Source organism: Pedobacter frigidisoli, assembly GCF_032678525.1.
Lineage (GTDB): Bacteria > Bacteroidota > Bacteroidia > Sphingobacteriales > Sphingobacteriaceae > Pedobacter > Pedobacter frigidisoli_A.
This window is the reverse complement of sequence record NZ_JAVTSE010000002.1, coordinates 553,392-573,501: the sequence shown is the minus strand read 5'-3', so window position 1 is coordinate 573,501 and position 20,110 is coordinate 553,392. Positions and strand designations below refer to the sequence as shown.

17 protein-coding genes and 1 riboswitch are annotated in these 20,110 nt (G+C 41.5%); of the genes, 8 read left to right on the top strand and 9 right to left on the bottom strand.

Translation table 11 applies throughout. The features are described from left to right. Positions 1 to 57: 57 nt before the first annotated feature. From R2Q80_RS07515 to murQ, 6 genes are all read right to left on the bottom strand, one after another. Positions 58 to 360 (bottom strand): hypothetical protein, encoded by a 303-nt coding sequence (locus R2Q80_RS07515; protein ID WP_316799003.1) that lies wholly within the window; start codon positions 358 to 360, stop codon positions 58 to 60. A gap of 64 nt (positions 361 to 424) precedes the next feature. Beyond that, on the bottom strand, positions 425 to 1,378 hold the full coding sequence (gene metF / locus R2Q80_RS07510; protein WP_047799887.1) for a methylenetetrahydrofolate reductase [NAD(P)H]: 954 nt from the start codon (positions 1,376 to 1,378) through the stop codon (positions 425 to 427). 33 nt (positions 1,379 to 1,411) lie between these two features. Continuing rightward, on the bottom strand, positions 1,412 to 5,071 hold the full coding sequence (gene metH, locus R2Q80_RS07505; RefSeq protein ID WP_316799002.1) for a methionine synthase: 3,660 nt from the start codon (positions 5,069 to 5,071) through the stop codon (positions 1,412 to 1,414). 163 nt (positions 5,072 to 5,234) lie between these two features. Beyond that, positions 5,235 to 5,339, bottom strand: a riboswitch (SAM riboswitch). Positions 5,340 to 5,454: 115 nt separating this feature from the next. After that, positions 5,455 to 6,198: a Bax inhibitor-1 family protein gene (locus R2Q80_RS07500; RefSeq protein ID WP_047799889.1), complete on the bottom strand. Its 744-nt coding sequence runs from the start codon at positions 6,196 to 6,198 to the stop codon at positions 5,455 to 5,457. Positions 6,199 to 6,237: 39 nt separating this feature from the next. Continuing rightward, positions 6,238 to 6,804: a hypothetical protein gene (locus R2Q80_RS07495; RefSeq protein ID WP_316799001.1), complete on the bottom strand. Its 567-nt coding sequence runs from the start codon at positions 6,802 to 6,804 to the stop codon at positions 6,238 to 6,240. 84 nt (positions 6,805 to 6,888) lie between these two features. Further along, complete coding sequence (murQ, locus tag R2Q80_RS07490; RefSeq protein ID WP_316799000.1) at positions 6,889 to 7,695, bottom strand: N-acetylmuramic acid 6-phosphate etherase; 807 nt, start codon at positions 7,693 to 7,695, stop codon at positions 6,889 to 6,891. Between the two features lie 190 nt (positions 7,696 to 7,885). Between murQ and R2Q80_RS07485 the strand changes: the two genes are divergently transcribed. From R2Q80_RS07485 to hisS, 3 genes are all read left to right on the top strand, one after another. After that, entirely contained in the window at positions 7,886 to 9,493 is a 1,608-nt protein-coding gene (locus R2Q80_RS07485; RefSeq protein ID WP_316798999.1) for a S41 family peptidase, read from the top strand. 183 nt (positions 9,494 to 9,676) lie between these two features. Beyond that, the gene (locus R2Q80_RS07480) at positions 9,677 to 11,260 is read left to right on the top strand and encodes a peptide chain release factor 3 (protein ID WP_316798998.1); all 1,584 of its coding nucleotides are present in this window, start codon (positions 9,677 to 9,679) and stop codon (positions 11,258 to 11,260) included. A 101-nt stretch (positions 11,261 to 11,361) separates the two neighbouring features. Beyond that, a complete protein-coding gene (gene hisS, locus R2Q80_RS07475) occupies positions 11,362 to 12,753 on the top strand; it encodes a histidine--tRNA ligase (RefSeq protein ID WP_316798997.1) in 1,392 nt (463 codons plus the stop codon). 27 nt (positions 12,754 to 12,780) lie between these two features. Here the strand turns inward: hisS and R2Q80_RS07470 are convergent, their stop codons facing one another. Further along, positions 12,781 to 13,512 carry a class I SAM-dependent methyltransferase gene (locus tag R2Q80_RS07470; protein WP_316798996.1) on the bottom strand — a complete coding sequence of 244 codons (732 nt, stop codon included), beginning with the start codon at positions 13,510 to 13,512 and terminating at the stop codon, positions 12,781 to 12,783. Positions 13,513 to 13,834: 322 nt separating this feature from the next. Between R2Q80_RS07470 and R2Q80_RS07465 the strand changes: the two genes are divergently transcribed. After that, positions 13,835 to 14,899 (top strand): NADH:flavin oxidoreductase/NADH oxidase, encoded by a 1,065-nt coding sequence (locus tag R2Q80_RS07465; RefSeq protein WP_316798995.1) that lies wholly within the window; start codon positions 13,835 to 13,837, stop codon positions 14,897 to 14,899. A gap of 96 nt (positions 14,900 to 14,995) precedes the next feature. Here the strand turns inward: R2Q80_RS07465 and xylA are convergent, their stop codons facing one another. Both xylA and R2Q80_RS07455 read right to left on the bottom strand, forming a co-directional pair. Next, positions 14,996 to 16,327 carry a xylose isomerase gene (gene xylA / locus R2Q80_RS07460; RefSeq protein WP_316798994.1) on the bottom strand — a complete coding sequence of 444 codons (1,332 nt, stop codon included), beginning with the start codon at positions 16,325 to 16,327 and terminating at the stop codon, positions 14,996 to 14,998. Positions 16,328 to 16,343: 16 nt separating this feature from the next. Then, positions 16,344 to 17,825: a xylulokinase gene (locus R2Q80_RS07455; RefSeq protein WP_316798993.1), complete on the bottom strand. Its 1,482-nt coding sequence runs from the start codon at positions 17,823 to 17,825 to the stop codon at positions 16,344 to 16,346. 128 nt (positions 17,826 to 17,953) lie between these two features. Here R2Q80_RS07455 and R2Q80_RS07450 point away from each other — a divergent pair, with 128 nt between their 5' ends. The 4 genes from R2Q80_RS07450 (at position 17,954) to R2Q80_RS07435 (ending at position 20,110) form a co-directional block, all read left to right on the top strand. Beyond that, on the top strand, positions 17,954 to 18,289 hold the full coding sequence (locus tag R2Q80_RS07450) for a tRNA-binding protein (protein WP_316798992.1): 336 nt from the start codon (positions 17,954 to 17,956) through the stop codon (positions 18,287 to 18,289). A 64-nt stretch (positions 18,290 to 18,353) separates the two neighbouring features. Further along, on the top strand, positions 18,354 to 18,821 hold the full coding sequence (locus tag R2Q80_RS07445; RefSeq protein WP_316798991.1) for a nucleoside deaminase: 468 nt from the start codon (positions 18,354 to 18,356) through the stop codon (positions 18,819 to 18,821). Between the two features lie 127 nt (positions 18,822 to 18,948). Continuing rightward, entirely contained in the window at positions 18,949 to 19,557 is a 609-nt protein-coding gene (locus tag R2Q80_RS07440; RefSeq protein ID WP_316798990.1) for a superoxide dismutase, read from the top strand. A gap of 94 nt (positions 19,558 to 19,651) precedes the next feature. Next, on the top strand, positions 19,652 to 20,110 hold the full coding sequence (locus R2Q80_RS07435) for a hypothetical protein (RefSeq protein WP_316798989.1): 459 nt from the start codon (positions 19,652 to 19,654) through the stop codon (positions 20,108 to 20,110).

Here is a 20,110-nt window from a genome sequence, read left to right as displayed (position 1 = left end):
TATAGTAAAATACGTGCCCGCATGTGATGCAGGGGCAAAAGGGATGGGTAATAAATTTTAAATGGCCGGCGGAGGAGTGAGTACCTCAGGAAAATAAGCCAGTTGAAAAAAATGATCAGGGATGATTATTTTTTGTTGAATGGATGGATAATGCTCAGCTAAGCTTAACAGAAAGAATTGATCGGTAAAATATTCCGGTTCGATTTTCTTCTCTTCCTTTTCGGTAGAATCTTCATTCATTGAAGCAAGCTCTACAGTGGGATTAGTCAGTTTCAAATAGCTCATTACATTGCACACCTTTAGAAACAAGGTTAATGCAATGCACATGATGACTAAATATTTGAAACAAATCCATCTCATTCCTACAAATATAAGTTGTACAGATTAAAAACAGATAAGGATTTATAGATGTTTTAAGAAAAGCTTAAAATATGGCCCTTGCGATTTGTTTGGTCTGTTCAGGTTTCCCCATCGTATAAAAATGCAGTACCGGAACCCCAAAGTCCATCAGCTCTTTACATTGCTTAATCATTGCTGCAGTACCAATTTCTTTTGCCTCAGCATTGTTTTTAGCATGAGATAAGGCATCGGTAAGCTCCTCAGGCAAATCGATATGGAAAATTTTTGGTAACACATTCAATTGTGTTAAAGTGCTTATGGGCTTTAATCCAGGGATAATAGGCACGTTGATATCGTTTTCCCGACATTTTTTTACGAAGTCAAAATACTTCTGATTATCGAAAAACATTTGGGTTACGATGAATTCAGCACCCATGTCTACTTTTTTCTTGAGGTATTTGAAATCGGTGTTTAGATTTGGGGCTTCAAAATGTTTTTCCGGGTATCCGGCTACTCCGATGCAGAAATCACTTTTGAAAGTTTCAATATCCTCGTGTAAGAATTTTCCTTCATTGTGATTCTTAATGTGCTCAATAAGATCTGTGGCATAGCAGTGACCACCTTTTGTGGGAATAAATGAGCTGTCTGCAGAACGCGCATCACCACGTAATGCCAAAACATTATCGATACCCAGAAACTGTAAATCGATTAAGGCATTTTCCGTTTCCTCTTTGGTAAAGCCTCCGCAAATTAAATGTGGAACGGCATCTATTTTATATTTGTGGATGATTGCAGCACAGATGGCAATTGTTCCCGGACGTTTACGGTAGGAAACCTTTTGTAATAAACCGTTTTCCTGCTCTTTATAAATATAATCTTCCCGAAGGGAGGTAACATCTATGAATGGAGGATTGAACTCCAATAATGGGTCAATTGCATCGTATATCCATTGGATGCTTTGACCTTTTATCGGTGGCAAGAGTTCAAAGGAGAATAACGTTTTACCGTTTGCGTTTTTAATGTGGTCTATTATTTTCATAACCCAAAAGGGGCTTTTAGTTTGGTTCGTTTATTAATATGCTAGGTTCGGACTTAGCCACCGCTCTACTTCTTCTACCGACATTTCTTTACGGGTAGCATAATCTTCAATCTGATCTTTGGTTATTTTGCCTAAACCGAAGTACCTGGATTCGGGATGGGCAAAATAGAAACCACTGACTGCTGCGGTGGGGTACATGGCATAACTTTCGGTCAAGTGTAATCCGATTTCTTTCTCCGCATCCAGCAAGGTAAACAAGGTTCCTTTTTCGGTATGTTCCGGGCAGGCCGGATAACCTGGAGCCGGACGGATACCTGCGTATTCTTCCTTAATCAGTTCCTGGTTACTCAGGTGTTCATCCTTCGCATATCCCCAGTATTCTTTACGCACCCGCTCGTGCATTCTTTCGGCAAAAGCCTCTGCTAAACGATCGGCAAGGGCTTTGGCCATGATGCTGTTATAATCGTCGTGGTTAGCTTCAAATTCTTCTACCAGCGCATCAATGCCGATGCCGGCGGTGACTGCAAAGCCGCCAAAGTAATCCTGAATTCCGCTTTCTTTTGGTGCGATAAAATCAGAGAGTGCATAATAAGGCTGTCCATCTACTTTCTCTGCCTGCTGACGAAGGGTGTGAATGGTAGTTTCCAGACTTCCGGTTTTTAATTCAATGTCATCCCCAACGCTGTTTGCCGGCCAGAAGCCGATTACACCTTTTGCGGTAAGCAATTTTTCATCGAGGATACGTTTAAGTAAAGTTTGTGCATCATCAAAAAGCTTTTTGGCCTCATCTCCCACGTTTTTATCATCGAAAATTTTCGGGTAGCTGCCACGAAGTTCCCAGGTGTGGAAAAATGGTGTCCAGTCAATGTAAGGAACGAGTTCTTCCAAAGGATAATCGTCGAAGACCTTGGTTCCAGTGAATTCAGGAACCGGTAATTGCTGTTCAAAGTTAATTTTGAACTTGTTCTCACGCGCTTCGGCTATGGTTTTGAAGCGTTTATCCGAGCGTTTATTTAAATGTGCTTCGCGGGCTTTTTCATATTCAGCTTTGATTCCGGCTACGTATTCGGCTTTTGTATCCGGATTCATCAGAGTACTGCATACCGTTACACTTCTGGATGCATCCAGCACGTGTATAGCAGGTCCTGAATAGTTTGGTGCTACTTTAACGGCGGCATGAATACGTGATGTGGTAGCGCCTCCGAGAATTAACGGAATGGTAAAACCTTCCCGCTCCATTTCTTTGGCAAAGTGAACCATTTCATCCAGTGAAGGAGTAATTAAACCACTCAAGCCAATAATATCGGCATTGATTTCCTTTGCTTTTTTAATGATGTCTTGTGCGGGCACCATTACACCCATATCTATAATTTCGAAGTTATTACAAGCCAATACTACCCCAACAATGTTTTTTCCAATGTCGTGTACGTCGCCTTTTACAGTTGCCATTAAAACCCTTCCGGCAGAAGAGCTTTGATTTTGATCTGGGTTATCCAGTTTTTCCTGCTCTATAAAAGGCAAAAGGTAAGCTACCGCTTTTTTCATTACCCTTGCGGATTTCACCACCTGGGGTAAGAACATTTTTCCGGCACCGAATAAATCTCCGACAATATTCATCCCGTCCATTAACGGGCCTTCAATTACCTGGATTGGGCGGGCATATTTCTGGCGGGCTTCTTCAACGTCATCATCGAGGTATTCTACGAGGCCTTTTACCAGTGAGTGGGATAACCTTTCTTCTACGGTCCCTTTTCTCCATTCTTCGTCCTTTACAATTTCTTTGCCTTTTGATTTAACCGTGTCGGCATATTCTACCAAACGTTCAGTTGCATCGTCTCTGCGGTTAAGTAGTACATCCTCTACCCGTTCCAATAGTTCGGGTGGGATTTCCTGATAAACTTCAAGCATACCTGCATTTACAATTCCCATGTCTAGTCCGGCCTGAATGGCGTGGTAAAGGAAAGCGGAGTGCATGGCTTCGCGGACAACATTGTTTCCCCTGAAAGAGAAAGATATGTTCGAAACTCCACCGCTTACCTTGGCATGAGGCAGGTTTTGTTTAATCCAGCGGGTGGCATTTATAAAGTCAACTGCATAGTTGTTATGTTCTTCTAAACCTGTCGCGACGGTTAAGATATTCGGGTCAAAAATGATGTCTTCTGGCGGGAAGCCAATTTCGCTAACCAGGATATCATAGCTGCGCTTGCAGATTTCTATTCTGCGTTCGTAGTTGTCGGCCTGACCTTGTTCATCAAAAGCCATGACCACTACTGCAGCACCGTATTTCATGATTTTCTGCGCGCTTTCACGAAATTTCTCTTCACCTTCCTTTAATGAAATGGAGTTTACAATTCCTTTGCCCTGCAGACATTTCAGCCCGTTTTCGATTACCGTCCATTTGGAGGAATCGACCATGATCGGCAGTTTGGCGATATCAGGTTCAGAGGCGATCAGGTTCAGAAACTTAGTCATCGCCGCTTCTGAATCCAACATTCCTTCATCCATGTTGACATCGATTACCTGGGCGCCACCTTCAACCTGTTGCAAGGCAACAGCAAGGGCTGCTTCATAATCACCGCCTAAAATGAGTTTAGAAAACTTTGGTGATCCGGTGATGTTGGTTCTCTCGCCAACGTTTACAAAAATACTGTCTGGCTTGATGGTAACCGGCTCCAGACCGCTGAGGCGCATCACGGGTTCAATCACAGGAAGTTTCCTGGGTTGTGCTTTTTGTGCATTTTTAGCGATGCAGCCAATATGATCGGGTGTAGTGCCACAGCAACCGCCTACGATGTTGACAAACCCGGAGGTAATGAAATCGTCTACCAGGTGTGCTGTTTCATGTGGCTGCTCATCATAAGCCCCAAATTCGTTTGGCAAACCGGCATTAGGATAGGCGGAAACATAGCAACCTGCCTTATTTGCAAGTTCTTCAATATGCGGCCGCATTTCTTTGGCGCCAAGCGCACAGTTAAAACCAATGCTTAATGGTTTTGCATGCATTACTGAATTGAGAAATGCTTCGGCAGTTTGACCTGATAAAGTTCTTCCTGAGGCATCGGTGATGGTTCCGGAAATCATAATTTCCAGTTTCCGGCCGATGATTTCTTCGTATTTTTTAATGGCAACAATAGCCACTTTTGCGTTTAAAGTATCGAAAATAGTTTCGATTAACAGTACGTCAGAACCTCCGTCTACCAGTCCGCGAACCTGCTCATAGTAGGCTGCTTCGAGTTCATCGAAATAAATGGCCCTGTAACCCGGGTCGTTTACATTTGGCGACATGGACAGGGTACGGTTGGTTGGGCCGATTGCACCGGCAACGAAACACTTACGGTCGGGATTGGCGGCCATAAATTCACTGGTTGCCTCTTTAGCAATCCGGGCACCTTCGTAGCTCAGTTCATATGAAAGGTCTTCCATCTGGTAATCGGCCATGGAAATTCTTTGTGTACTGAATGTGTTGGTTTCGATAATGTCAGCACCAGCACTCAGGTATTCAAGATGTATTGCTTTAATAATATCCGGACGGGTAATGTTAAGCAAGTCGTTATTGCCTTTTACATCACATGGATGATTTTGAAACCGTTCCCCCCTAAAATCCTCTTCTGTTAATGTATAGCGCTGAATCATGGTGCCCATTGCCCCATCGATTACCAGAATACGCTTTTCTAATTCTTCTCTAATGTTCATTGTTTTATAGTAGCAAGCAACTAGTATCTGGTTATCAAGACTTACTGACAACGACCTAACTGCAGATATTAGGCAAAAAATATAAGGCAAACCTGTCTTGATACTTTATACCTGATATTCAAAATGCTTATTCAAAAAGTTGGCGCGGGAATCGTCCTTCCTAAACTTATCTGTCCCCGATTACACCGGGATAGAATTTAGCACCTTGTGTGGACACAGGTTGCTAAGACTTCGTAGGGTCTAATCCCTCCGTCTTTCTTAATAAGCGTACAAAAATGCAACAAAGCGGCATCATTTCCAAAATTTATTGGATACTAGCCAAATAAAATTACAAAGGCCATGCAAATCTGCACGGCCTTTAGAATATTGTTTTGTTGGTGAGCTTATTTTCTGCTTCCGAAAATTCTTAATAAGAACAGGAAGATGTTAATAAAGTCAAGGTATAAGTTTAATGCGGCCATTATGGCTAATTTCTTGGTATCGGAAGAAGGGATTGCTTCACCACTTTGTTCAAGGCCCATTCCGATCTGCTTGATTTTCTGAACGTCGTATGCCGTTAATGCAGTGAAAACTGCAACACCCACAAATGCCATAATCAAACTGAACTGTTCGCTTCTGATAAATAGATTAGCTATCCCGGCAATAAACAAGCCTGCAACACCTACCATCAGGATTGGACCGAATTTAGTTAAATCAACCTCCGTGGTATACCCCAATACTGCCATAATACCGAAAATTACCGCAGCGGCTCCAAAGCATGAGATAACAGATGTGCCTGTGTAAACCAATAGAATAAAGCTTAAGCTCACACCCAGCAAAACTGAGAACAACGCGAAAACACCCAGTAAAGCGCCATAAGATAGGCGGCTAAAGCCCGCTCCCATTAATAAAACCAAACCCAGAGGCGCAAACATAGCTACAAAGCCTAAAGCCGTTCTCTGACCGGTTTCAAAGTTAATCAGTAATCTTAATGCGCTTTCCGTATTTGAAATGTAGAATGCGGAAAGTGTTGATAAAACCAACGCCACAAACATCCATAAGAAAACATTTGCAAAGAATTTTTTTGAAACAGACTTTTCCTGAACGAAAACACTGTTGTCCTGATATTGATAATTTTGTTGTTCCATTTTGTTTTATGTGTATTTAAACAGTATAAAGTTAATATTTTAGTTTAATCTTTTTGTCAGCACTTCTTCAACTTTTTTGAAGAACTGTAACGGTTTCAGCGTTCGCCATGGCATATTATTCAAGGCTCCGCCAAAGTTAATATAATAATCGATGCTATTGTCCCGGAACTCTGCAATGACATGGTCCTGGAAGTTTATCCCAACAATCCAGCCATCTTCCACTTCCTGAAACCACTCTTCATAATAGCTGTCGTCTGAGGCATGGAAGTTTAACACATTTTCACCGATCAGGATGAATTTATTAATGCCCTCATCCATCATCAGTTCCAGTATGTCGCGCTTTAAAAGCATGATGTCATTGTTGATGGCATCGTTCCATTCCCCAATAAATTCGATAATGGCGTATGCCCTGTCGTAATCGGCATACAGCACTTTCATGTAGAGTGTATTCGACCCGAATTCGTCCCACTGCGGGTGAAGCAGAAAGTTATAAATCTGTTTATCGAAATGAAACTCAGAATATTCAGTATTGTAAAAAGGCGAACGTTCATCTTCGGCGGAGATATAATCATCTCTCCATTGGTAATAAGGCTCTATTTCGTGCATGTGTAAAAATTATTGAATGATTGAATTTCGAATGAGTGAACAATTTAAACTTTTCATTCAATGATTCTTTTCTCCAGTCATTTCCTAGAGTTGTCCGGCTTCCACAGCTTTTCTAACACTACCGTATTTATTTAAAAGATCGGCCGCCTGTTCGTAAGCGATATTCAGTTCATCAGCTACCATTTGCGTTCCGCGGTCAACCAGTTTATGATTGGTTAACTGCATATCGACCATTTTATTGCCAACCACACGGCCCAGTTGAACCATAACGGTAGTACTCAGCATGTTTAAAACCAGTTTTTGTGCTGTGCCTGATTTCATTCTTGTTGAGCCGGTAATAAATTCGGGTCCAACCACCACTTCCACAGGGAAATCTGATTCTGCTGCAATTGGTCCGCCGGTATTGCATACAATGCAACCGGTTAGCACACCATGCTTTCTGGCTGTATTTAAACCACCGATTACATATGGGGTAGTTCCTGAGGCAGCTAATCCTACAAGACAGTCTTTATCATTAATGCCAAATTCCTGAAGATCTTTCCAGGCTTGTTCAGCATCATCCTCAGCAAATTCCACAGCTTTCCGGATCGCGGAATCACCACCTGCAATGATACCAACTACCCAATCAAATGGAACGCCGTAGGTTGGAGGACATTCAGAAGCATCGACAACACCTAAACGACCACTTGTTCCTGCCCCAATATAAAAGAGGCGCCCACCTTTTTTCATTTTTTCGGCTACAGCGGTAGTCAGCTTTTCTATTTGAGGCAAAGATTTTTCAACAGCATAGGCAACCGTTTTGTCTTCGTTATTAATGCCCTGCAATACTTCCAAAACCGACATTTCATCGATGTGGTTATAGTTAGATTCCTGCTCGGTAACTCTGTTCATAAATTTAATTTTGATAAAATTCGGTAAATTCTTTCTAAAAGTGTACTTAAAAATTCAAAAATGTGTGTTTGAGAAATCTGCTGCAGAACAGGATTAGTTATTTTATGTTAAAAATCGGAAACAAAAGCTAGGAAAATGCAGTTAAAAAATATATCAAGCCGCTAATTTTCATAAATTTGCATTAACGCCGATGAAAAAGAATACCCGTACGAATATACTGATTGCCTTAAGCTATTCTGTGATTTTAATAGTGGGCATGGTATTGGGTATCAAATTCATTAAAGATCAGGGTTTCGGTGTAAAAAGGAGTCCGCAGCTGGCCAGCAATACCGATGGTAAGCTTGATGAAATTCTTCACATCATCAACAAAAATTATGTTGACGATATCAACACCGATTCTCTTCAAAATTTGCCAATCGATAGTGTTTTACATCAGTTAGATCCGCATAGCGTCTATCTTCCTCCATCCGATGCCCAGGATATGACCGACAATCTGGAGGGTAATTTCGAAGGTGTGGGCATAGAATATTACATGCTTAATGATACCATGATGGTTACAGGTGTAGTTAAAGATGGTCCTGCTTTTCAGGCGGGTATTAAACTGGGGGATAAAATTCTCAGCATCGACACTACGGTGGTAAGCGGAAGGAATTTGCCAAAGGAACAACTTTCGGGGCGCTTTAGAGGCAGGGCCGGAAGTGGTGTTGGGGTAACCTTAATTCATAATGGTACACAAACCCCCAGCCGGTTAATGGTTACGAGGGGTAAAGTGAATATCAGCAGTATTGATGCTGCTTATATGATCAATGCTGAAACAGGTTATGTTCGCATCAGTAAGTTCGGGGCGAATACCGATAGTGATTTTTCTACAGCAGCCAATAACCTGAAAGCAAAGGGCATGAAAAAACTTATCCTTGATTTACGGGATAATGGAGGAGGATACTTTTCTGCAGCAACGGGCTTAGCAGATCAGTTTTTGCCTGAAAACAAGCTAATTGTTTATACCCAGGGTAAGCATGAGCCGCGTACGGATTATTTCTCTACCGGTAATGGTGCTTTTCAAAATGGAAAACTTGCGATTCTGATTAATGAAAATACGGCCTCGGCAAGTGAAATTGTTGCCGGAGCGATTCAGGATTTAGGAAGGGGTATTATTGTTGGACGCCGGTCTTTCGGAAAAGGGCTTGTTCAGGAGCAATTTTCTTTCGGTGATGGATCTGCATTAAACTTAACCATTGCGAGATACTATACCCCATCGGGAAAGAGTATTCAGAAATCATATAAAAAGGGCTATGATGCTTACAAGCATGAGCTGGATGAACGCATGATGGATGGGGAACTAACCGGCGACCGGACTTCTTTTCAGGATTCGGTTGAAAAGACGGAAGGTGTAACTGTTCAACAGAGCAGGAAAGTTAAAATAAGTGGCGGCATACAGCCTGATGTTTTTGTTAAGCTTGATACCACAGGATACAATAAGTTTTATGCCAGTCTGGTGAGTAAAAAAATCCTTTCAGATTACGTATTTAATGTGCTAACCAATAAGTACAGCGCCAGTTTTGTGGAGCAGAACATTAATATCTTTACGATTAATGATAATGATTTTAAAGATTTTATCGGTTTTATTCAGCGCAAAAACGTGCCAATAGACCGGTATCAGTTGTATAGTGCGCGTAACATTATCCTTAATGATCTGAAGGCCTTGCTTTGCCGTTATTACCTGGGTGATGTAGGTTATTATAAAGCTGCAAATTTAAATGACAGTGCAGTAAGGCAAGCGCTTAACAACTTGCAATAGGCTATTCAGAATTTACCTCTGACAGGTTATCCCTAGCTTAAAAGGATTTAAAAAGCTGTGGTCCTTGTTGTTCATCGTTTTTCTTATCTTTGCAGCCTGATGAAACAAAATTATCCAAATCTTATTGCAGTTAAGTTCCTTTAACCAGGTTTCATCGCCCCTTCTTACCCCAAAATTTAATTTATGCTTAACCCAGAAATAGAAAAACGTAAAACCTTTGCCATTATTAGTCACCCCGATGCCGGGAAAACCACGCTTACTGAAAAGTTTCTCCTTTTCGGTGGAGCGATCAATACGGCCGGAGCGGTAAAACGTAACAAAGCGAATCAAAGCAATACTTCCGATTTTATGGAGATCGAGCGCCAGCGTGGTATCTCGGTTGCAACATCCGTAATGGGTTTTGAATATAATGGCAAACGTATTAACATTCTGGATACACCAGGTCACAAGGATTTCGCTGAAGATACCTACAGGACCTTGTCGGCTGTAGATAGTGTAATCCTGGTAGTGGATTGTGTTAAGGGTGTGGAGGAACAGACAGAGAAACTCATGTCTGTTTGCCGCATGCGTAACACCCCGGTGATTATTTTTATCAATAAAATGGACCGGGAGGGTAAGGAAGCTTACGACTTACTGGACGAAATTGAGGAAAAGCTGAACATTAGCTTATGTCCGCTTTCGTGGCCTATTGGTCAGGGGCATACATTTAAGGGCGTTTACAGTATTTATAACAAACACTTAAATCTGTTTAATTCTGATAAAACCAAAGTTACCGATTCGGTTGTTGCGGCAAGTGATTTAAACGATGCTTCTTTATTGAATTATTTAAAAGACAGCGAAATCAGTACACTTAAAGATGATGTTGAATTGGTTAACGGCATATATGGTGAAATTGATAAGGATTTATATACTGACGGATTGGTGGCGCCAGTATTTTTCGGAAGTGCCATTAATAACTTCGGTATAAAAGAGCTGTTGGATACTTTCATCGACATTGCTCCTAGTCCGAGACACCGTGAGGCCGAAGAGCGTGATGTGTTAGTTGAAGAAAAGAATTTTAGTGGATTTGTATTTAAAATTCACGCGAATCTTGATCCCAAACACCGTGACAGAATTGCCTTCCTGAGGATTTGTTCCGGGAAGTTTGAGCGGAATAAATTTTACTACCATACCCGTCAAGATAAAAAACTGAAGTTTGCCAACCCAATGGACTTTATGGCAAATGAAAAGAGCATTGTAGATGAAGCCTGGCCCGGAGATGTGGTTGGTTTGTATGACAGTGGTAACTTTAAAATCGGTGATACCTTAACTGAGGGTGAAAAACTGCAGTTCAAAGGTATTCCAAGTTTTTCACCATCTATTTTTAAGGAAGTGGAAAATATGGATCCGATGCGTACCAAGCAGCTGGAAAAAGGAATAGAACAATTAACCGACGAAGGTGTTGCACAATTATTTGTGATGCAACCGGGAAACAGAAAAGTGATCGGAGCAGTTGGAGAGCTTCAGTTTGAGGTAATCAATTTCCGTTTAGAACACGAATATGGTGCAAAATGTCGCTTCCGTACGTTAAGCTATACCCGTTCGAGCTGGGTAACTTCCGGCGACAGAAAAAAGCTTGAGGAGTTTGTTAAACGTAAGCAACAACATATCGGCTTTGATAAGGAAGATAACCCGGTTTATCTGGCAGATAGCGAATACATGATTAATTTAACCAAACAGGATTACCCGGATATCGATTTCCATAAGACAAGCGAATTTAAGAGCTAGTTTTCAATTTATATCAGCCCCGCAATGCGGGGCTTTTTTTATATATTAAAATGTATAGGGGCACTACTTCATAAACCTTACATTTTCGTACTTTTGCGGCTATGTCAGTTATTAAGCCCTCATTAGCAAAAGGTACACGCGATTTTACTCCTGTAGAAATGGTAAAACGCAATTTTATCTATGATACCATTAAAACGGTTTTCAGGAAGTATGGATATGCAGAAATTCAGACGCCCAGCTTTGAAAATCTTTCGATCCTAACAGGTAAGTATGGTGACGAAGGAGATAAACTGATCTTCAAAATCCTGAACAGCGGGGAGTATCTGAAAGATCCTAAAAAGAAGGCCTTCGACTTTTCGGAGGAGGATAACAGCAATAAATTGATCCCGTTCATATCGGAGAAAGCATTGCGTTATGACCTGACCGTTCCTTTTGCGCGTTACGTTGTAATGCACCAGAGTGAAATTACCCTTCCTTTCAAACGTTTTCAGGTTCAGCCGGTTTGGAGAGCCGATCGTCCGCAAAAGGGAAGATACCGCGAGTTTTACCAATGCGATGTGGATGTTGTAGGCTCGGAAAGTTTATTGAACGAAGCTGAATTTATACTCATCTACAATGAGGCATTGGCAAAACTGGGTCTAAGGGATTTCACTATTAAAATTAATAATAGAAAAATTCTATCAGGTATAGCAGAGATTATAGGCAAACCTGATTTGATCATCGACATGACAGTAGCCATTGATAAACTTGATAAAATAGGGTTGGATGGGGTAAGTAAAGAGCTATTGGAACGTGGATTTACAGAAGATGATCTGGAAAAACTTCGTCCGGTGATTTTACTTGAAGGCAGTAATGAAGAAAAGCTGGCAAGCTTAAAAGATGTTCTAGCTGCCTCTGAAACAGGCTTAAAAGGTATCGGGGAAATTGAAAGTGTGTTCGACTATGTGGATAGTCTTATTGCCTATGGTTTGCCGTTAACAGCTAAGCTGGAGCTGGATATTACGCTGGCAAGGGGCTTGAATTACTATACCGGCTGTATTTTTGAAGTGAAAACGAACGAAGTTGCCATGGGTAGCATTGGCGGCGGCGGGCGCTACGATGACTTAACTGGCATGTTTGGTCTGAAAGATTTGACAGGTGTTGGTGTTTCTTTTGGCGCAGACCGGATTTACGATGTTTTGGAAGAGCTGAACCTTTTTCCTGCTTCTGCAGAGATTGGTACCAAGGTGCTGATCAGTAATTTTGATGATGAGGCAGAAAGGTACGCTTTACCCATTTTGCAGCAGTTGAGGAGTGCAGGGATTGCAGCCGAGTTGTATCCATCATCGGCCAAGTTAAAAAAACAGATGGCTTACGCGGATGCCAAAAATATTCCTTTTGTGGTTTTGATTGGTGGTGATGAAATGGCCAACGGTGAATTGACCGTTAAGAACATGCAGAGTGGTGAGCAAACCAAAATGAGTGTTTTAGCCATACTGGATTTGCTGAAATAGGCTTGAGCTAGGGAAAATTGTGTCCCCTCATTTACCAATTCTGAGTAGTATCGGGAAATGAACATCTTTTACTTCGTCATTTCCCCATGCTTCTTTTAGTTCTGTAAACATATACTCCAAAGGATTCCGTTCATTAGCCTTTTTATAGTGCTTTAGTGCAGACCAGGTGTTCAGGTAGCCGATCAGCTGATTGAAAGTCCAGGAGGTTTTGATTTGAAAATGCGGAGCGGTAACCTCTTCAAAAGGAAAGGGAATGGTTTTGTAATTTTCTTCGATGTAGCGGCGTTCTGTATCCCAGTATTTTCCAAGGATATCCTGATATAATTTATGAACAGATTTATCAACTTTTTGATCGATAAACATCAGTCCATAACCAATTACAGCCAATATACCATCGGGTTTCAGTGTGCGTTTTACCTCTGAATAAAAAGCATCAAAATTAAACCAGTGTATCGCCTGCGCGACTGTGATGAGGTTAAAACTTTGATCCGGAACCTGCGTTTGATCGGAAGACTCTACCTGATAGGTAATATTGGGTAGTTTCAATGCCTGGCTCAGTTGTTTTTCACTGATATCTGTTGCGTAAACGTGCTCAAACTCCTGAGCAAGAATTCTGGCTACCTGGCCGTTTCCTGTTGCACAATCCCAGGCGGCACTTTTGCCCTTTACCAAAGAATAGAGATAATCATAAAGTTCCTGAGGATAGGTTGGACGGTATATGGCATATTCTGCAGCCTGGGTAGAAAAATTATCTTTCATGTTTAATGTTTATGTAGGTGAAGGATAGCTGTATTATCTTCATGATTATAAACAATATTAAGGAACTTGTGTTTGGTTTTCGTTCATTCATGAAATTTTGTTTCGCCATTTAACTACGCAAGGTTATGCCTTGCTTCTTTAATGTTACCATCTCCTTTATAAGCCCTTTGTAAAATCTAAGTCTAATATTAGTTGCATTGAAACTTCCTTCGATAGTGGATTGTATGTTTGTAACCAGTTCACATTGCGTTTTATCAATACAGTTTTCCTACCTGCCATTAAATAGTTATGAGGTAGGTAAAATCATTAAACAATAAATCATATGTCAAAATTATTCTCTCCTTTTAAGATTAAGGATGTAACCTTGAAAAACAGGATTGTTATTTCACCAATGTGTCAATATTCTGCTGTTGACGGCTTTGCAAACGACTGGCATCTTGTACACCTGGGAAGCCGTGCCGTGGGTGGTGCTGCATTAATTATACAGGAGGCGACAGCCGTGTTGCCTAATGGCAGAATTACCCATGCAGATTTAGGAATCTGGAAAGATGAACACGTCGATAAGTATAAACAGATTGTTTCATTTATTCATGAAAACGGCGCAATTGCTGGTATTCAGCTGGCACATGCGGGTAGAAAAGCAAGCTGCGATTTACCGTGGAATGGTGGCGAACAATTAACAGAAGGCGAAAACAGCTGGGAAACCATCGGCCCTTCTCCTATTGCCTTTAAGAGCGGCCAGAAGCCGCCACATGAATTGAGCATTTCTGAAATTCAGGATGTGGTTTTTGCATTTCGGGCGGCTGCAAAGCGTGCTGTAGATGCCGGTTACAAAGTGGTGGAGATTCACGCCGCACACGGCTATTTATTACACGAATTTTTTAGTCCGCTGAGTAACACCCGGACCGATATCTATGGAGGTAGTTTTGAAAACCGCATCCGGTTAGTCATCGACGTGGTAGAGGCTGTTCAGTCGGTTTGGCCGGAGAACTTGCCGCTGTTTGTGCGCATTTCTGCAACAGACTGGACAGAGAATGGCTGGAATGAAAATGATTCCCTGCAACTGGCCGCTGTATTGAAAGATAAGGGGGTTGATTTGATTGATACCTCATCAGGTGGCAATGTTGCTGATGCCTTTATTCCGGCAGGGCCAAACTATCAGGTACCATTTGCAGATAAAATCAGAAATGAGGTTGGTATTTACACCGGAGCTGTCGGCATCATTGTAGAAGCTCAGCAAGCTGAGGATATTTTACAGCAGGATAAAGCCGACTTGATATTTATTGCCCGGGAATCCCTACGTGATGCTTATTTCCCCACCCACGCCGCACAAATATTGGGAGATGATACGGAGTGGCCAAATCAATATGTAAGGGCGAAAAGATAAACCTTCAAAAAAGTTTACGTTGGACTATAATAAAAATGGTTCATCTGATGGCACTGATTACTGAGTCAGCACCATCAGATGAACCATTAACATATTCTAGATATACCTGTTGATCAGATTCTCCAGATATTCCTGTTTACCACTTCGAACTTCCGGTTCACCGTTTTCGGCTGCATAGTTGCGCAGATCTTCTAATGTTAACTGACCTTGTTCAAAAGCGGCTCCCTTACCACTATCAAAAGACGCATAGCGTTCAGTCCGGGTTTTTTTGTAGTCAGACTTTTGCAGAATGGCATCTGCAGTAATTAGTGCCCGCGCAAAAATGTCCATTCCACCTACATGAGCATAAAATAAATCTGCAGGATCAGTTGAATTCCGGCGGATTTTAGCATCAAAGTTTACTCCGCCACCTTGTAAGCCGCCACCTTCCAAAATGATTAGCATCGACTCTGTCAATTCATTGATGTCGTTTGGAAATTGATCTGTATCCCAGCCATTCTGATAGTCTCCGCGATTGGCATCGATTGAGCCTAACAAACCGTTATCAACAGCAACCTGCAATTCATGCTGAAAGGTATGGCCGGCCAGTGTAGCATGGTTTACTTCTAAGTTGAGTTTGAAGTCGTTCAGCAGATCGTATTGCTGTAAAAAGCCTTTAACTGTTGCAGCATCATAATCATACTGATGTTTAGATGGCTCGCAAGGTTTAGGTTCAATAAAAAATGTTCCCTTAAAACCCTGTTTACGAGCATAGTCTTTAGCGGTATGTAGAAATTGTGCCAAATGTTCCTGCTCCCGCTTCATATTGGTATTGAGCAGGCTCATGTAGCCTTCTCTTCCACCCCAGAAAACATAGTTCTCTCCGCCAAGTGCTATCGTGGCATCCAGTGCCGCTTTCACCTGTGCTGCACCATGTGCAAGTACGTGGAAGTCGGGATTTGTTGCCGCCCCGTTCATGTAGCGTTTGTGGCTGAACAAATTTGCAGTTCCCCAAAGCAATTTAACACCGCTTTCTGCCTGCTTTTGTTTGGCATATTCTACCAGGCTTTGTAATCGCTGCTCATTTTCAGCAACATTATTCCCATAGTCTACCACATCCACATCATGAAAACAATAATAGGGCAACTGCATTTTAGTGATAAACTCGAAAGCAGCATCCATTTTATCTTTAGCCCTCTCAATTACATCTTTCTTTTCATCCCATGGAAATACATGTGTTGCGCCCCCAAATGGGTCGCCGCCATTTCCATTAAAAGAATGCCAGTAGGCGCAGGCAAACTTGAAGTGTTCGCTCATTGTTTTTCCTGCAACAATGCGGTTGGCATCATACCATCGGAAGGCAAGTGGATTATCGCTTTCCAGGCCTTCATATTTTATTTGGTCAATACCTTTAAAAAACTCTCTTTCGCCAGTGATTACTTTTGTCATGTGATTTTATGTGGTTCTAGTTTGCTAATGCTTTTTCTAATATTACTTTCCATGCCTGATAAACTTCTTCGTAGGCATCAGTATTCTCCGGAGCGATTGATTTAATCATTTGCTGATTAACGAAAGCTTCCTCAGTCGTTTTAAATATGCCAGCACCGATTCCCGCACCCAGAGCGGCGCCAACGCTTCCGTCGTTTTCATAAAGCTCCACTGGAATTCCGGTCACGTCTACAAAGGTTTGTACAAACAAGTCGCTTAAAAATAAGTTGGATTTCCCTGCACGGATCACCTGAGGTTTCATGCCGTTTTCACGCATAATGTCCAGACCGTAACGAAATGAGAAAGCAATGCCCTCCTGTACTGCCCTGAATATTTCAGCCTGACCATGCAGATTTAAATCGATTCCAAGGATTTGTGCACCGGTATACTTGTTGTTCAACATTCTTTCTGCCCCATTTCCAAAAGGGAGTACCGTTAGTCCCTTGCTTCCTATTTTAGCGGTTGCTGCCAGTGCATTCAATTCGGTATAGCTTTTATCTGGTGCAAAGGTATTTCTGGCCCAGCGATACATACTACCGGTACCGTTAATACAAAGCAGTATTCCGGTATGTTTCTGCTTATTGGTATAGGTTACGTGTGCAAAAGTATTTACCCGCGACTGCTTGTCATACGCCAGCCCTTCGCTTACGCCGTAAATAACTCCTGATGTACCGGCGGTTGCAGCGACTTCTCCGGGTTTTAAAACATTTAATGATAAGGCGTTGTTGGGTTGATCTCCCGATTTATAGGAAACGGGTATACCTGGTGTTAAACTCAGCTTTTCGGCTATTTCTTCCTGAACGTAGCCATGGGCTGAAAATAGTGGATTAACATGGGGGATGAGGTGTTCTGCAAAACCGTAATGCCGCATCACCTCTTTTGATATTTCCTCTTTTTTGAAATCCCAGAAAATACCTTCGGATAATGCAGAGATACTGGTTGTAATTTCTCCTGTTAATTTCATAGCGATGAAATCTCCGGGTAACATAATTTTATCAATGCTTTGATAAATACCGGGTTCGTTTTGCTTTACCCAGGCCAGCTTGGAAGCGGTAAAGTTTCCAGGAGAATTAAGCAAAGATGACAGGGCCTTTTCATGTCCGATTTCATCAAATGCATTTTCTCCTATTTCTACAGCGCGGCTATCGCACCATATAATGCTGTCGCGAAGTACGTTCTGATCTTTATCAACTACCACGAGGCCATGCATCTGGTAAGCAATCCCTATGGCAGCAATTGCTTTCGGATCGAACTTTTTTGTGGCGTTAAGTTGTACAATGGCCTGTTGGGTGTGGAACCACCAGTCTGAAGGTGACTGTTCTGCCCAGCCGGTTTTCACAGATTTAATCCCTGTTTCTTCATCGGGATACTGAACAGATGCTATACACTTTTGATCAAGTGTCCGAACTACTGAAACTTTAATGGAGGATGTGCCTATGTCAATGCCTAATAAAAACATTTTTCTAATGGGTGATATCTGGTTATGCAAATGGTTGCATAAATGTAAAGCATAAATGATGAATAGCAAATAATTTTATTGGCTTAATAGTTTTTCATAGTTTTAGCGTAATAAAATAATTAAAAGGAATGGACGAAATTAGTTGGAGCGATTTTGAAAAAGTGGAATTAAGGGTTGGAACGATTATCGGGGCTTTCGAATTTCCTGAAGCCAGGAGGCCGGCTTACAAGCTTCAGGTGGATTTTGGGGAATTGGGCGTAAAGACAAGCAGTGCACAAATTACCAAACATTATACTCTTGATGAGCTCAAAGGACGCCAGATTGTAGGTGTGGTTAACTTTCCTAAAAAACAGATTGGTAAGTTTATGTCTGAGTTTCTGGTTACGGGTTTCGCCGATGAAAATGGAGATATTGTGCTGACGACCGTAGAGCGTAAAGTACCCAATGGCAGCAGATTGATCTAGTTTAAGGTGGCTGTTGCATGCTGCGCTTGTTTTGATTGCTGAGAAGTTTAACCATCTTTGCTTCATGAGTTTTTACAATTTCGAAAATACAGATCCTGAAGAAGAGGATATTCACTATATGAAACTAGCCATTGAAGAGGCCAGGAAGGCTTTGGCGGAAGATGAAATTCCGATTGGGGCAATTGTGGTGAGTAAAAACAGGATTATTGGTCGTGGTTTTAATCTTACAGAGAAGTTAAATGATGTTACAGCACATGCAGAAATGCAGGCTTTTACATCTGCAGCACAAACGATAGGAGGGAAATACTTAAAAGATTGCACCTTATACGTTACCGTTGAGCCTTGTGTGATGTGTGCCGGGGCGAGTTACTGGACACAGATCAGCAGAATTGTATACGGAGCAAGAGAAGAAAAGCGTGGTTTCATTTCAAAGGGCGCGAGTTTATTGCATCCGAAAACAGTTTTAAAGGGTGGTGTGCTGGCTGTTGAATGCGCAGAGATGATGAAAAACTTCTTTGCTGAAAAGAGATAGCCTGTTATTGGTTACTCTGCAATGCCTTCAAGGCAAAAAACCAATTGATGATAATAACATGAACAAATCTTAACCTACGAATGTTATATTTGCTCAGGAAACATTTTAAAAATTAAAACATAAAACTATGGCTTTTGAATTACCTGCGTTACATTACGCAACCGATGCACTAGAACCGCATATTGATAAAACTACCATGGAAATCCACCATGACAAACATCACCAGGCTTATGTTACCAACTTAAACAAGGCTGTTGAAGGTAAACCTGAGGCTAGTTTAAGCATCGAAGAAATCGTAAAAAATATCTCTAAATATCCTGCTGCAGTTAGAAACAATGGTGGTGGTCATTATAACCACTCTTTGTTCTGGAACATTTTAGGTCCGAACAAAGGCGGTGAGCCAACAGGCGATTTAGCAAAAGCAATCAACGAAACTTTCGGTTCGTTTGCAGAATTAAAAACTAAATTACAGGAAGCTGGTGCTACACGTTTCGGTTCTGGCTGGGCATGGTTATCAGTTGGTGCGGATAAAAAACTTCAGGTTTCTTCTACTCCAAACCAGGACAATCCATTAATGGATGTTGCTGAAGTAAAAGGTACGCCGATTTTCGGTATCGATGTTTGGGAGCATGCTTACTACTTAAAATATCAGAATAAACGCCCTGATTATTTAGCGGCGATCTGGAATGTGGTAAACTGGGATGCTGTTGCTGAACTTTATAAAAAAGCTTTATAAGCGATATTCCAATATAATAAGAAAGTCCCGGTGTAAATCGGGACTTTCTTGTTTTAGGATTATTAGTTAACTTCGCATAATTAAACTATTAAAAATGAAGCGGGTTATATTTTTATTCTTGATGATGGTTGGACTGGGTGTTGCTGCAAATGCACAGCAAAACAAAATGCCTACTCCGGATGAAATTGCAAAAAAAAATGTAGAGGATTTAGATAAAAGATTAAAGCTGAATGATACCCAGAAAAGCGTAATCTATCGTTATACCTACGAGCAGGCCAAAGAACAGGCTGAGATGATTAAAAGACAGCAGGCTGGCACTTCGCGTGAAGAAGATGTGGATAAATTTTATAAACTGCAGAATGAGACCTCAAAGAACATCCGCGGGGTTTTGAAGGGCACACAAACTGCTGAGTACGACAAGATCATTGAGGAAAGGTTGAGTGGAAAATCGGCCAAGAATAAAAAGAAAAAGAAAAAAGGCGAGGAAGAAGAGGTAGAAAGCGATATCAAAGGATTGCTCTCTGCTCCTCCACTCGAAAAGCAAAATCAGTAG